The organism is Nakamurella sp., assembly GCF_044224575.1.
Classification (GTDB): Bacteria; Actinomycetota; Actinomycetes; order Mycobacteriales; family Nakamurellaceae; genus Nakamurella.
Window position 1 is genome coordinate 39,808 of sequence record NZ_JBGAKE010000012.1, and the last position, 14,564, is coordinate 54,371.

The 14,564-nt window shown below is 72.8% G+C and carries 11 protein-coding genes; 6 read left to right on the top strand and 5 right to left on the bottom strand.

Annotated elements, in window-relative coordinates; genetic code table 11:
- Positions 1-74: 74 nt before the first annotated feature.
- The 4 genes from ACILSK_RS14815 to ACILSK_RS14830 all read left to right on the top strand — a co-directional run bounded on the left by ACILSK_RS14815 (position 75) and on the right by ACILSK_RS14830 (position 6,939).
- Complete coding sequence (locus tag ACILSK_RS14815) at positions 75-617, top strand: 2'-5' RNA ligase family protein (RefSeq protein ID WP_395727940.1); 543 nt, start codon at positions 75-77, stop codon at positions 615-617.
- A gap of 51 nt (positions 618-668) precedes the next feature.
- Positions 669-1,601 carry a hypothetical protein gene (locus ACILSK_RS14820; protein WP_395727941.1) on the top strand — a complete coding sequence of 311 codons (933 nt, stop codon included), beginning with the start codon at positions 669-671 and terminating at the stop codon, positions 1,599-1,601.
- Positions 1,602-1,684: 83 nt separating this feature from the next.
- Positions 1,685-5,797, top strand: coding sequence for an ATP-dependent RNA helicase HrpA (hrpA, locus tag ACILSK_RS14825; RefSeq protein ID WP_395727942.1), 4,113 nt, complete (start codon positions 1,685-1,687; stop codon positions 5,795-5,797).
- 71 nt (positions 5,798-5,868) lie between these two features.
- On the top strand, positions 5,869-6,939 hold the full coding sequence (locus tag ACILSK_RS14830; protein ID WP_395727943.1) for an alpha/beta hydrolase family protein: 1,071 nt from the start codon (positions 5,869-5,871) through the stop codon (positions 6,937-6,939).
- 56 nt (positions 6,940-6,995) lie between these two features.
- Here the strand turns inward: ACILSK_RS14830 and ACILSK_RS14835 are convergent, their stop codons facing one another.
- Together ACILSK_RS14835 and ACILSK_RS14840 are read right to left on the bottom strand one after the other, a co-directional pair.
- Positions 6,996-7,208, bottom strand: a complete 213-nt coding sequence (locus tag ACILSK_RS14835; RefSeq protein ID WP_395727944.1) for an antitoxin — start codon at positions 7,206-7,208, stop codon at positions 6,996-6,998.
- A 70-nt stretch (positions 7,209-7,278) separates the two neighbouring features.
- A complete protein-coding gene (locus ACILSK_RS14840; protein WP_395727945.1) occupies positions 7,279-7,863 on the bottom strand; it encodes a putative glycolipid-binding domain-containing protein in 585 nt (194 codons plus the stop codon).
- Positions 7,864-8,001: 138 nt separating this feature from the next.
- Between ACILSK_RS14840 and ACILSK_RS14845 the strand changes: the two genes are divergently transcribed.
- The gene (locus tag ACILSK_RS14845; protein WP_395727946.1) at positions 8,002-9,696 is read left to right on the top strand and encodes an ABC-F family ATP-binding cassette domain-containing protein; all 1,695 of its coding nucleotides are present in this window, start codon (positions 8,002-8,004) and stop codon (positions 9,694-9,696) included.
- A gap of 321 nt (positions 9,697-10,017) precedes the next feature.
- Here ACILSK_RS14845 and ACILSK_RS14850 read toward each other — a convergent pair whose 3' ends face one another.
- Together ACILSK_RS14850 and ACILSK_RS14855 are read right to left on the bottom strand one after the other, a co-directional pair.
- Positions 10,018-11,472: an LLM class flavin-dependent oxidoreductase gene (locus ACILSK_RS14850; RefSeq protein WP_395727947.1), complete on the bottom strand. Its 1,455-nt coding sequence runs from the start codon at positions 11,470-11,472 to the stop codon at positions 10,018-10,020.
- Complete coding sequence (locus tag ACILSK_RS14855) at positions 11,469-11,939, bottom strand: Lrp/AsnC family transcriptional regulator (protein WP_395727948.1); 471 nt, start codon at positions 11,937-11,939, stop codon at positions 11,469-11,471. Before ACILSK_RS14855 ends, ACILSK_RS14850 begins: the two co-directional genes overlap by 4 nt.
- Positions 11,940-12,102: 163 nt before the next feature.
- Between ACILSK_RS14855 and hppD the strand changes: the two genes are divergently transcribed.
- Positions 12,103-13,335, top strand: coding sequence for a 4-hydroxyphenylpyruvate dioxygenase (gene hppD / locus ACILSK_RS14860; protein ID WP_395727949.1), 1,233 nt, complete (start codon positions 12,103-12,105; stop codon positions 13,333-13,335).
- 8 nt (positions 13,336-13,343) lie between these two features.
- Here hppD and fahA read toward each other — a convergent pair whose 3' ends face one another.
- Entirely contained in the window at positions 13,344-14,546 is a 1,203-nt protein-coding gene (fahA, locus tag ACILSK_RS14865; protein ID WP_395727950.1) for a fumarylacetoacetase, read from the bottom strand.
- Positions 14,547-14,564 lie beyond the last annotated feature (18 nt).

Genomic DNA, 14,564 nt, shown 5'->3' on the forward strand with positions numbered 1-14,564 from the left:
ACTCAGCGCCCATCTTTCCCTGACCGTCGGCCGCCGAATCGGCGGACCGCCCGGCGGTGTCGTTCGATGGGCGGATGTACTCGGTCGAACTGGTGCTCGACGGCGGCGCGGACACGGCGGTCCGGGCGGACTGGGCGTCCCTCATGCGTGCCGGCCTGCCCAGCCAGGGCCGGCACACGGGTGCGTCGAACCGGCCGCACCTGACCCTGGCGCTGTCCGCGACCGCGCCGGAGCCGGTGCGGGTCCGGCTCGCCGCGATCGCGGCCGGGCTGCCGCTGCCGGTGCGCCTCGGGGCGGTGCTGATCTTCGGGAACCGGCCGCCGCGCGAGGACGGCCGCCCGGGTCGTCCGGCGCTGGTGCTGGCTCGCCTGGTGGTGCCGGACCCGGACCTGCTGACCCTGCAGCGCCAGGTGCTCGCCGCCCTCGACGAACCCGTCGACCGGCACGGCACCTTCGCCGCCGGCGGCTGGACCCCGCATGTCACCCTCGGTCGCCGGTTCACCGCCGACCAGGTCGCGGCGGCGCTCGCCGCGCTCGGTCCCGATCCCCTTCCCGGCACCCTGCCCCGGCTCCGGCTCTGGGACATGTCCGGGCATCAGGAGCACTGGGTCGGGTGATCGCCGAAATCCGGTGGCTGCCGGGCGGCCGGGCCCGGCACAGTGGTGGGCGTGGATCCGCGACCGGCTCGCTTCGGCCCGTGGTGGGGCGGCGCCATCCTGCTCGGCCTGGTCGCGCTGATGGTCGTGGTCGCCGCGGTCCGCGGCACGGTGGTGGCCGGCGAGTCGACGGCGGCGCCGGTGCCGGCGCCGCCCGAGCCGGGTCATTGCCTGCTCGAGAACCTCTTCGACGGCGGCTTCGGCGGGTACGTCGTGGAGGAGAACACCGCTCTGCCGGGCGGGCGGACCGGTGTGTGTGACGGCGCCCGCTTCGGCGAGGTGGTCTGGATCGGCGCGGGGGTCGACCTGGCGACATCGTTCCAGGACGGCGCCTGGGAGCGGTGTTGGACCGACGCCGCCGGCTATCTGGGCCTGCCCGAACGGGCGACCGACGACGACCACGGGGTCCCGGACGTCAACCTGCTGACCGCATTGATCGGCCCCGATCGTCGGCAGCGCGCCGCCGGCCAGGACTGGGCGGCCTGCGCGGTCCAGTTGGTCACGTCCGACACGGGCGCCGGACCGACGATCGAGCATTCGCTGCGGAACGCCTGGAGCCGGGCCGCGGATCGCCGGCTGCTGGCGCTCTGCGTGAGCGACGAGCATCTGCTCTATCCGGTTGACTGCCGGGATCGGCACGGCGCAGAGCAGCTCAGCACGTGGCCCGGTGATCGGACCGGCTTCGGGCAACCCGACGTCGATGCCTGCCGGCAGTCCGCCGTCGACGCCCTCGGCTCACCCGCGGCGCTGGACCGGGGGGACCTGACCGCTCTCGCCCAGCCGACCCGGTGGAACGAGACCACCGGGCAGCAGATCACCGGACCGGACGCGGTGTCGGCCGGCCAGCCCTACGTCATCACCTGTCTGCTGGTGCCGGCCGACCCGGCCCGGACGCTGGTCGGGCCGCTGCGCGACCTCGGCGACGCACCGCTGCCGCTCGGCTGAGCAGCCGATCTCGGTGCGGTCACGACCAGCCGTCCCCGGATCGGCCGGGACGCGACCCGGCGGCTGCCTATTGTGGTCGGGTCATGACTGCCAGCCCGGTATCGGAGGCCGAGCGCGCCGCTCGGCTGTCCGACCTGACCATCGCCGACGAGCGCCGGCTGCGTCGGCGGCTGCGCAGCGCCCGCAAGATCGGTGACGACGGGAAACGCGCGCTGGTGCTCGGCGAGATCGACGCCCAGGTCGCCGCGGGCGCCGAGCGCCTCGACCGGCGGCGGGCCGCGGTGCCGGCGATCACGTTCCCCGCCCAGTTGCCGGTCAGCGCCCGGGTCGAGGATCTGGGCCGGGTCATCGACGAGCACCAGGTGGTGATCGTCGCGGGCGAGACCGGCTCGGGCAAGTCCACCCAGCTGCCGAAGCTGCTGCTGCAACTGGGCCGTGGGGTGCGCGGCATGATCGGGCACACCCAGCCGCGGCGGATCGCGGCCCGGGCGCTGGCCGAACGCATCGCCGAGGAGACCGGCACGGCGGTGGGCGGGGCGATCGGCTACTCGATCCGGTTCGGCGACCACACCGGGCCGACCACCCTGGTCAAGCTGATGACCGACGGCATCCTGCTCACCGAGATCGGCCGCGACCGGATGCTGTGGAACTACGACACGATCATCATCGACGAGGCCCACGAACGCAGCCTGAACATCGACTTCCTGCTCGGTTACCTGCAGGGCCTGCTGCCGCAGCGACCCGACCTGAAGGTGATCATCACCTCGGCCACCATCGACCCGGACAAGTTCTCCCGGCACTTCGGCGGGGCGCCGGTGGTCGAGGTGTCCGGCCGCACCTTCCCGGTCGAGATCCGCTACCGGCCCTATGGTCTGGATGCCCTCCCGGACGTCGACGACGCCGATTGGGAGCCGCGGCAGGCGTCCGGCGAATCAGCCGATTCGGCCGACCAGGGGCAGGCGATCACGGCCGCCGTCGACGAGCTGCTGGCCGAAGGCAGTGGTCGGGACAACGGTGACATCCTGATCTTCCTGTCCGGGGAACGGGAGATCACCGACACGACCGAGGTGCTGCGCGGGCACCTGGCGAACCGCCCGGGCGTCATCGAGGTGCTGCCGTTGTACGGCCGGCTGTCCTCGGCCGACCAGCACCGGGTGTTCTCCGCGCACCCCGGCCGGCGGATCGTGCTGTCCACCAACGTCGCCGAGACCTCCTTGACGGTGCCGGGTATCCGGTACGTCATCGACCCGGGCACCGCCCGGATCTCGCGGTACTCGCCGCGCAGCAAGGTGCAGCGGTTGCCCATCGAACCGATCTCGCAGGCCTCGGCCGGGCAGCGGGCCGGCCGGTGCGGCCGCGTCGCCGACGGCATCTGCATCCGGCTGTACTCGGAGCGGGACTTCGCCGAACGGCCCGCCTACACCGACCCGGAGATCGCCCGGACCTCCCTGGCCTCGGTCATCCTGCAGATGGCCGCGCTGGATCTGGGCGACATCGCCGACTTCCCGTTCCTGGACCCGCCCGACCGGCGGCAGATCACCGACGGTGTCACGGTCTTGACCGAGCTCGGCGCGCTGGACCGGACGGATGCCGACCGGATCCGGCTCACCCCGACCGGCCGGGAGATGTCCGGCCTGCCCGTCGACCCCCGGCTGGCCCGGATTCTGGTCGAGGGGCAGCGGCGGGATTGCCGGCCGGAGATGCTCGTCCTGGTCTCCGCGCTGTCGGTGATCGACGTCCGCGAGTACCCCCTCGACGAGCGGGACAAGGCGACCGCCGCGCACTCCCGTTTCGTCGACGGCAACTCCGACTTCACCGCCCTCCTGAGCCTGTGGGCCTACCTGAACGAACAGGGAAAGGCACTGTCCGGCAACGCGTTCCGCAAGATGTGCCGGCGGGAGTACCTGAACTACCTGCGCATCCGGGAATGGCAGGACCTGCACGGCCAGCTCAGCCAGCTGAGCCGGCCCGCCGACGGTGGCGGCCGGGACCGGGGCGGTGATCGGGGCCGGGGCGGTGATCGCGGCCGGCGCGGCGGCCGGCGGCCGACCCGGCCGGATCCGGGCGCGCCGGCGCCCAAGCTGCGGGACCCGGACGCGGCCCTGGGCGGCCGCGGTTCGCTGTCCGTCGAGGTGGACGCCGAACGGGTGCACACCGCGTTGCTGGCCGGCCTGCTCTCGCACATCGGCCTGCGCAAGGAGGGCACCCGGGAGTATCAAGGCACCCGCGGCGTCGCCTACGCGATCTGGCCGGGCTCGGCGCTGGCCCGGTCCCTGCCCCCGCTGGTGGTAGCCGCCGAGCTGGTCGAGACCAGCCGGCTGTGGGCCCGGATCTGCGCCCGGGTGGAACCCGGCTGGGTGGAACAGGTCGGCGGGGACCTGTTGCGGCGCAGCTACTCCGAACCGCGGTGGAACGGGAAGCGGGCCAGCGTGGAGGCGACCGAGAAGGTGACGCTGCTCGGTGTCACGCTGGTCGCCGCGCGCACCGTGCAGTTCGACCGGATCGACCCGGAGCTGTCCCGGGAGCTGTTCATCCGGCACGCGTTGGTGGAGCGGGACTGGCACACCCGGCACCGGTTCTTCACCGACAACCAGCGGGCCCTTGAGCAGGTCAACGACTGGGAGGAACGGGCCCGTCGCCGGGACATCCTGATCGACGACGACACGATGGTCGGCCTCTACGACGCCCGGATCCCGGCCGAGGTGACCTCCGGCCGGCACTTCGACTCGTGGTGGAAGAAGGCGTCGCGGACCGATCCGGACCTGCTGACGTTCACCCCGGACATGCTGATCGCCGCCGGCGCCGACCGGTTCGACGCCGCCGCGTTCCCCGATCGGTTCACCTCCGGCGACGTCGAGCTGCCGCTGGACTACGTCTTCGACCCCGGCCGGTCCGACGACGGGGTGACGGTCAGCATCCCGCTCCCGGTGCTGGCCCGGGTCGACCCGGCCGGCTTCGAGGCACAGATCCCCGGCCTGCGGGCCGAACTCGCCGTCGCGCTGATCCGCACCCTGCCCAAGACGCTGCGGCGCAATTTCGTCCCCGCCCCGGACTTCGCCCGGGCGGCGCTGGACCGGATCGACGAGACCCGGCCGCTGGCGACGGAACTGGCCGCCGCGCTGACCCGGATGACCGGCGTGGTGGTGCGGGAGGCGGACTTCGAACCGGCGAAGGTGCCCGAGCACCTGCGGATGAACTTCCGGGTGGTGGACGAGCATGGCGCCACCCTGGCCACCGGCCGGGACCTGCCCGCGCTGCAGTCGTCGATGCGCGGCGACACCCAGCGGGCCGTGGCCCGGGCCACCCGGACGCTGGAGCGTCATGGCCTGACGTCCTTCCCGCCGGAAGGGGTTCCCCGCCGGGTGCGGGCACGGGTGGCCGGGCACGAGGTCACCGGTTACCCCGCGCTCGTCCCCGAGGGTGACTCGGCCGTGGGGGTCGCGGTGTTCGACGGCGAGGCCGACCAGCGCCGGGCCATGCGGGCCGGCACGGTCCGGCTGCTGGCCACCGCGCTGCTGCCGTCGCCGGCCCGGATCCGGCAGATGCTCAACCGGGACACCCAGATCGCCCTGGCCACCGCCCCCGGCACCACGTTCCCCGCGCTGGTGGCCGACGCCACCCGGGCCGCGGTCGACGCACTGGTCGACCGGGCCGGGGGCCCGGTCTGGACCGCCGCCGGTTTCGCCGCGTTGTCGGCCACGATCGCGCCGCTCCTGCTCGAGGCGGTGCGGGACGTGCTGGTGGCCGCCGGTGCCATGCTCGCCGCCGCCGGTGCCGCGGCCGGGGCCATCGACGCCGCCGAGCGCGGTCCGGGGGCCGCGGCGATCGCCGATCTGACCGCCGACATGCGCGCCCAATGGCGGGCCGCGGTCGCGCCGGGATTCGTCGTCGACGCCGGCGCCGGCGGCCTGCCGGATCGGACCCGGCAACTCCAGGCGCTGCGGATCCGCGCCGAACGGGTCCGGGAGGCGGCCGGACGTGACCGGGAGCGGCTCACCGAGATCCGGCAACTGACGGCCGACGCGGACCGGGCGGTCGACGCGCTGCCCGCCGACCGTCGGGACGACGCCGACGTGCGGGCGCTGCGCCACCTGCTCGCCGAGTACCGGGTGGCGCTGTTCGCGCAGCCGATGCGCACCGCCGTCCCGGTATCGGCGAAGCGAATCCGGGCGGCGGTGGACGTACTGACGCGGTGAGGTGCGGCCGGGGCCGGCCGCTCCATGTGGTCACAATGGTTCGGTAGGCAAAAGGTCGACGAGGAGATCCGATGAAACGGGTGGCGGTGACGGTCGCGGCGCTCCTGTGCGCCGGTCTCGCCGCCTGCGGGACGGCCGGTGGCGTTCCCGTGCCCGGGTCCTCGTCCTCCCCGTCGTCATCCTCGGCCGACCCGGTGGTGCCCGGACCCGCTGACCCGGTGGTCGGGGTGGCGTCGACAGCGCCGGCCGATCCGCCGCTGTCCTTGTCGGACTCGCGGTCGGATCCGTCCGCGGACCCATCGGCGATCGGATCCGACGCCGACCCGCTCCCCGCGCCGTTCACCGGCGACGAGTCGATGGTGTGGGTCCCGGCCGGCGACCATCGGGTGCCGGGCACCCTGGCGCTGCCCGCCGACGCGGCCGGCCGGCAGGTGCCGGCGGTGCTGATGCTGCACGGCGACCTGGGCACGCGGGACGCGGACGGGGACATGTTCGCCCGCCTCGCCGCGGCCCTCGCCGCGCGGGGCATCGCGTCGTTGCGGATCGACTTCGCCGGCACCGGCGAGTCCGAAGAGCCGGACCTGTCCCTGGACTACCCGAACATGGTGCTCGACGCCACCGCGTCCCTGGACTACCTGCAGCAGGACCCCACCGGGGACGGCGCCATCGACCCGGACCGGATCGCGATCCTGGGGCTGTCCCGGGGCGGCGGCATCGGGGCCACCGTCACCGGCACGGTGCCCGGGGTGGCCGCATTCGTCTCCTGGAGCGGCGCCGTCTACAACGGGTACGACGAGGACCCCGACGGGCACGAGGAGGCCCGGGAGAACGGCTACGTGCCATTGGATTTCGGCGATCGGATCTTCAAGCTCGGGCTGAACTGGTTCGACACCATCGAGGCCTCGCACCCGCTGGACGACGTCAGCGGCTACACCGGGCCGATCCTGGCGGTCGTCGGCTCCGACGACCAGATCGTTGACCCCGAGGTGTCGACGATCTTCCTGCAGACCGTGGCCAGCACCGACACCACGCTGCATGTGGTGGACGGGGCCGACCACGGGTTCACCGTCGACGAGCAGGTCGGCGACGAGGCGATCCGGGTGACCACCGACTGGCTGGTGTCCCGACTCGGGTCGGGCTGACGGACGGCGGGTCCGCCCGGGGCGACCACCGGCCGCCCCCGGCAAGCGAACGCCGGTCAGACCACGGGCGGCGTCGGTGACGGCGGCTCGTCGTTGCGGGCCGCCTTGTCCACCAGGCCGTGCAGCTTCTCCTCGATCGGATCGACCTTGTCGTGTCCGACCTTCTCGCCGACGAAGTCGCCGGTCTTGGTGATCCCGTCCTTGATCGTGTCCGCGTGCTGGGCCACCAGGTCCTGCGCCTTGTCCTTGAGTTCGTTGAAATCGACCATGTCACTCTCCGTCCGGTGGTGCCGAGCTGTCCGGGCCGAGCTTAACGATCACGGGGTCCGCCGGCCGCCGTCAGCGCAGCCGGTAGGACAGGTGCGGCACGTCGACGACGAAGCCCTCCCGGTCGACCAGCAGTTCGTGGTGCCCGGACGGCCCCTGATGGCGCAGCCGGGCGCCGTGCTCGGTGACCTCCAGGGTCCGGTAGTGATGCACCACCGGCGCGACGTTCAGATCCGGGAAGTCGACCTCGGTCACCACGACCGACTCCTGCCCCTCCCGCCGGTGCAGCCCGAGCCGGCGGATGGCCAGCGAGTTGCTGAACACGCTCGCCGTCAGGTCGACGTCGAACGCGAGGTCGAGGTCGGGCATCGGCGGCGATTTGCCGGCCCCGTCCAGCCAGGGGCCCCCGGGGGTGCGGGTCAGCGACAGCCCGCGTTCGGTGGACGCCGAATCACTGTGCACGGTGAGCCGCCGGGTCCGGCCGGCCGCGTCGCACAGCACGGAGTACGAAGCACCGAAGCTCAGCTTGCCCACCCGCACCAGGTAGCCCGAGGCGCGCATGCCCCGTTCGGTCATCACCACCCGCACGGTTTCCAGGCGCCGGCCGTCGTCGGACGACCAGCTGAAGAACCTGGCCGGGCCCGGGTCCGCGCTCACGATGCGTACGGTAACCGCTACACAGGTGATCTTGCGCGGTGAACCAGGTCTGCCATTCGGGGTCGCGGGACCTCGACCGGGCCACCGCACCGAATCGCGTTTGACGCAGCGAGGGTTGCTCGTTCACCCTCGACGCCCATGGGCCATCTGGAGTTCAGCGTCGTGTCGTTCGCGCTGCCGGACGGGCGACCGCTGCTGTCCGACGTGTCCTTCCGGGTCGGCGCCGGCGCCGAGGCCGGGGGAGCGACGGCGCTGGTCGGCCCCAACGGCACCGGCAAGACGACGCTGCTCCGCCTCGCCGCCGGAACCCTGACGCCGGACGATGGCGCGGTGACGGTCTCCGGGTCATTGGCCGTGATGCCGCAGTTCATCGGGTCCGTCCGGGACGACTCGACGGTCCGTGATCTGCTGCTGTCGGTGTCGCCGGACCCGGTCCGGCTGGCCGCTGCCGCCGTCGACGCGACCGAGCTGCGGATGATGGAGGACGACAGCGACCCGGTCGCCCTGGCCTACGCCCAGGCGCTGGCCGACTGGGCCGACGTCGACGGTTACGGGCACGAGACCGCCTTCGACAAGGCCACTGTCGCCGCGCTCGGGGTGCCATACGATCGGGCCAAGTTCCGCTCCGTGACCAGCTTGTCCGGCGGCGAGCAGAAGCGACTGGTGCTGGAGCTGCTGCTCGGCGGCCCGGCCGAGGTGTTGCTGCTGGACGAGCCGGACAACTACCTGGACGTGCCGGGCAAGCAATGGCTGGAACAACGGCTGGCCGCGACCACCAAGGCGGTACTGCTCGTCTCGCACGACCGGGAGCTGCTGGCGAACGCGGCGAACCGCATCGTCACGCTCGAACCCGGGGCCGCCGGCGCCACCGCGTGGGTGCACGGCGGCTCGTTCGCCACCTATCACCAGGCGAGGGAGGACCGGAACTCCCGGCTGGAGGAGCTGCGCCGGCGCTGGGACGAGGAACACGCCAAGCTCAAGGCGCTGGTGCTGATGTACCGGACCAAGGCCGCCTACAACGACGGGCTGGCCTCCCGGTACCAGGCCGCGCAGACCCGGCTGGCCAAGTTCGAGGCGGCCGGGCCGCCGCTGGCGGTGCCGCACCGGCAGCGGGTGTCGATGCGGCTGGCCGGTGGCCGGACCGCGAAGCGGGCGCTGGTCTGCCGGCGGCTCGAGCTGACCGGTCTGATGCGGCCGTTCGACCTGGAGGTGCACTACGGCGACCGGGTCGCCGTGCTGGGGTCGAACGGATCGGGCAAGTCGCACTTCCTGCGGCTGCTCGCCGCCGGCGGCTCCGACCCCGACGTGGAGCACCGCCCCGTCTCGGACGAGCCGGTCGATCCGGTGCCGCACACCGGATCGGTCGTGCTCGGCTCCCGGGTCCGGCCCGGCTACTTCCGGCAGACCCACGGGCACACCGAATGGCAGGGCCGCACCCTGCTGGACATCCTGCACCGCGGGGACGAGCGCCGCTCCGGGATGGGCCGCGAACAGGCGGCCCGGGTCCTCGACCGGTACGGGTTGGCCCGCTCCTCCGAGCAGCAGTTCCAGACCCTGTCCGGCGGGCAGCAGGCCCGGCTGCAGATCCTGCTGCTGGAGCTGTCCGGCGCCACCCTGCTGCTGCTCGACGAGCCCACCGACAACCTCGACCTGCACTCGGCCGAGGCCCTCGAACAGGCCCTCGACGCGTTCGACGGCACGGTCGTCGCCGTCACCCACGACCGCGCGTTCGCCCGCACCTTCGACGCCTACCTGATCTTCGACACCGACGGTCGGGTGCGGCTGTCCGACGAACCCGACTGGGCCGTCGCCCGGGTCCGCCGCGCCCGCTGACCCCGCCCCCGTCCCGGCGCCGCTCCCGCGCGGCTCCACGACCCCCCGCCCCTGGTGCCGCGCGGCTCAACGACCCCCCGCCCCTGGTGCCGCGCGGCTCAACGACCCCCCGCCCCTGGTGCCGCGCGGCTCAACTACGCAGGCGCGGCCGAAGTCGTTGACAGCCGTCCCACCCGTCCCATTCGGGCCGAGTTGATCCGCGCAGTTGTCCACAGCCGGCCCGCGCGGATGAAGTCGTCGACAACCGTCCCACCAGTCACTTTTGGTGCGAGTTGATCCGCGCCGGCGTAGTTGATCCGCGCGGTAAGGCTCGCCCGGGGGTCAGACGAAGGCGGCGACGATCTCCCCGAAGCGGTCGATCTCGGCCGGGCCGGTCAGGTCGGGCAGACCGACGAACACCGTGTCCACCCCCTGCGCGGCCAGCCCGTCGTACCGGGCGATGTGGGTGTCCGGCGTCCCGGCGTGGTGCGCCGCTGCGTAGGCGGTGGCCTTGCTCCGGCCCCGGTGCCGCTCCACCAGGCGCGCGACGTCGTCGGGATCGGCGCCGACGATCGGCACGTCGAGCACGGTGATTCGCAGCTCGTCGGGGCGGCGCCCGGCCGCGGCGGCATGCTCCCGCAGGACGGCCAGCTTGTGGTCCAGGTCGGCCGTCGACGGCAGGTTGCAGCCGTCGGCCAGGGTGGCGGCGATCCGGAGGGTGCGGCGTTCCCCGCCCCCACCGACCAGGATCGGGATGTGCCCGGGTCGGGGGTAGCAGGTGGTTTCGGGGAACCGTCCGTGCGGCTTGGTCCCGGCCCCCCAGAACGCGCGGAGCGTGCCGATCGTTTCCGCCAGGGCGTCGAGTCGGGCACGGGCCGGCGGGAACTCGCTCGCCCCGAACCCAGTGCCGGGTAGGCCGTATGCGGCGTGCTCACGCGCGAACCAGCCGGCGCCGAGGCCGCAGAACACCCGGCCCGGGGCCACGGCGTCCAGCGTGGCCAGCATCTTGGCCAGCAGCGGCGCGGAACGGAACGTGACCGGCGTGACCAGCGGCCCGAGTTCGATGCGCTCGGTCACCCCGGCCAGGTACCCGAGCGTCACGTACGCCTCGGGGATGGGGTCCCAGACCCGGCCGACCTGCGGGATCTGCAGCAGATGGTCCATGACGGACAGCGCCGCGAACCCGGCCTGCTCGGCCGCCACCGCCACGTCCCGCAGCCAGCCGCGCGGGTCCGTGCCCCACGGAAACGCCGACACCTGCAGGCCGAACCGCAGGCCCGTCCCGGCCGGGGCCGGGCCGGCGATCGCGGGGACGGCAGGAGCGGCGGCTTCCGGTCCCGTGTCCACGGTCAGGATCCGGTCGAATCCATCTGCCGCCAGGTCGATCTCGCCGGTGCGGCGATGCTGGGAGCGCAGCGCCGGCGCGGGCACCGGCCGATCGCGGGCCCGGTTGCGCGCGCGGCAGACCTCGATAGCGGTCGTGAAGACGACCGCGACGCAGATCAGGCCGGCGGTCCGGCCGAGGTCGACCACGGCGCTGCGGCGGGCCGCATCCAGGCCCAGGGTGTCGACCACTGTGGTCAGCCCGCGCCGGAGCCGGGCCGCGACGACCGCGTCGAGCACGGCGAACGCGTCGACCGAAGCATCCAGGTCACCCTCCCCGCTGCCCACCATCGCCCGCAGGGCATCCGCCGAGACGACCTCACTCGTCGCGAAGTGGGTGTGCGCCCAGGTGGTCTTGCCCGAACCGGCCGGTCCGACGAGCACGACGAGTGCGGGTCGAGGAAGGTCGATCATCGTCCGGCCACGCTGCGCACCAGCGGCCCGGTGCGGTGCCGCACCGGGGTGTCCAGCGCGATCGCGGTCGACGCCCGGACCACCGCCGGATCGCGCACCACGTCGTCGATCACCCGCTGCAGGTCGGCGTTGTCCCGGGACACCACCTGCGCCAGCAGGTCCGCCGCACCGGTGATGGTGTGCACCTCGATCACCTCCGGGATCGACGCCAGGTGGTCGACGACGGCCCGCCGCCCGCGGCCCTGCGCGATCTCCACGGTGACGAACGCGGTGACCGGGAAGCCCAGGGCGGCCGGGTCGACGGTCGGCGCCAGGTCGGCGATGACGCCGCTGCGCTGCATGCGATCGAGCCGGGCCTGGATGGTGTTGCGTGCGGCGCCGATCCGTCGGGCGGCCTCCAGGACGCCCACCCGGGGTTCGGCCGAGAACAGCTCGAGAATCTGCGCGTCCAGCCGGTCGATCGGCATCGGCAGTCCCTTCAGGGCTGAGCAAATAGCTCAGCGATTGTCCGCATGCAGTGAGCAAAGTGCGCATGATGCTGCGCGGATCAGCTCAGTATTGCTCATCAGCGGGCGCCCTGCCCATCATGGTCCGAATCCAACGACCGCACTGACGCGAAGGCGGATTCACATGACTCTTTCGATGGGGGCGACCACCCGCGCCCTCCCTGCCCAATCCCGGCGCGCGGCCGAAACCGACGAACCCACCGACGACGCCCTGCGCGATCTGGTCGGCCTGGTCGACCACGACGTCGCCGACGACCCGTTCCCGGTGGTCGGCATGGACGCGGTGGTCTTCGTGTGCGGCAACGCCACCCAGTCCGCGCAATACTTCCAAGCGGTCTGGGGGATGGACCTGGTCGCCTACCGCGGGCCGGAAACCGGTCACCGGGGCGATGTCTCGTACGTGCTCAAGTCCGGATCGGCCCGGTTCGTGCTGACCGGTGGGGTTGCCCCGGACAGCCCGCTGCTCGACGTGCACCGGGATCACGGGGACGCGGTGGTCGACCTGGCGATGGAGGTCGGTGACGTCGACCGGTGCATCGAGCAGGCCCGCCGGCAGGACGCCCGGGTCCTGGTCGAGCCGCATGACGAGTCCGACGAGCACGGCACCGTGCGCAGCGCCGCGATCGCCACCTACGGCCACGTCCGGCACACGCTGATCGACCGGCGCCGGTACACCGGCCCGTATCTACCCGGTTATCGCACGGTCGAACCGGTCCGGCGGCGTTCGACCCAGGAGCCCCGCCGGCTGTTCCAGGCGCTGGACCATGCGGTCGGCAACGTCGAGCTCGGCCGCATGGACGAATGGGTCGACTTCTATAACCGGGTCATGGGTTTCGTGAACATGGCCGAGTTCGTCGGCGACGACATCGCCACCGAGTACTCGGCCCTGATGAGCAAGGTGGTGGCCAACGGCAACCACCGGGTGAAGTTCCCGCTGAACGAGCCGGCGGTCGGCAAGCGCAAGTCGCAGATCGACGAGTACCTGGAGTTCCACGCCGGCCCGGGCTGCCAGCACCTGGCCTTGGCCACCGGCGACATCCTGCGCACCGTCGACACTCTCCGCGAGCGGGGGGTGCAGTTCCTGGACACCCCGGACGCCTACTACGACGACCCGGAACTGGCCGCGCGCATCGGTGCGGTGCGCGTGCCGGTGGCCGAGCTGAAGAAGCGGCGGATCCTGGTCGACCGGGACGAGGACGGCTACCTGCTGCAGATCTTCACCAAGCCGCTGGGCGACCGGCCCACCATCTTCTTCGAGATCATCGAGCGGCACGGCTCCCTCGGCTTCGGCAAGGGCAACTTCAAGGCGCTGTTCGAATCGATCGAGCGGGAGCAGGCGGCCCGCGGGAACCTGTGACCGTGTGGTCAGTCGCGGGCCGGCCGGACGGTGCCGGTCACCTCGCCGAGCCGCAGCCGCCCCCCGCCCGTGGATGGCGCCGTCGCGGCGATGGTGACGACGTCGCCGTCGAGCAGGAAGGTCCGGCTGGAGCCGCCGCACGGCACCGGCCGGGTGCCGTTGGCCGACAGCTCCAGCAACGACCCGGCCTCGTCGGGCGCCGGGCCGGACACCGTGCCGGAGGCCAGCAGGTCCCCCCGGCGAAGGGCCGCCCCGTTGCTGGTCAGGTGGGCGATCAGCTGCGGGCCGGTCCAATACATCGTCGCGAACGGTGGCCGGCTGACCACGGTTCCGTTGACCTCGACGGCCAGGGAGAGGTCCAGTCCCCACGGCAGGCCGGCGCCGTCGGCCAGGTAGGGCAGCAGCCGGTGGGTGCGCGGCGGCGGGTCGACCCGCGCCGCGGCGAGCGCGGCCAGCGGGGTGATCCAGGCGCCGACGGAGGTGGCGAACGACTTGCCGAGCATCGGGCCGAGCGGCCGGTACTCCCAGGCCTGGATGTCCCGGGCGCTCCAGTCGTTGAGCAGGCAGACACCGAACACGTGCCGGGCAAACGCCTCGGTCGGCACCGGCGTGCCGAGCGGCGACCCGGTACCAACCACGTATGCCAGCTCCGCCTCCAGATCCAGCCGCTGGGTCGGACCGAACGTCGGCGCCGCGCCGGGCAGCCGAGCCTGTCCGCGCGGCCGGACGATCGGGGTGCCCGAGACGACCACACTGCCGGCCCGCCCGTGGTAGCCGATCGGCAGGTGTTTCCAGTTGGGCGGCAACGGATCCGCGTCCGGCCGGAACATCGCGCCGACCGCGGTGGCGTGCCACTCGCTGGCGTAGAAGTCGACGTAGTCGGCCACGGTGAACGGCAGGAACATCCGGACGGAATCGACCGGGTGCAGGTGCGGCTCCACGGCTCCGCGGCGGGCCGGATTCGTCACCGACTCATGGGCCAGACTCCGAACCGCGGACCAGGCGGCGGGACCGGCGGCCAGCAGCGGATCGAGCGTCCCGGCGGCCAGCAACACGGACACCTCGGAGTCCTCGGCCACCGCGGCCAGGTCGAGCACATCGTGCCCGATCCGGACGCCCACCCGACGGCCGGTCCCGGCATCGAAGACCCCGTAGGGCAGGTGGTCCTCCTCGAACCCCGACCCGGCGGCACCGGACACCCACGAACTCACGGCGGAACCATAGACCTC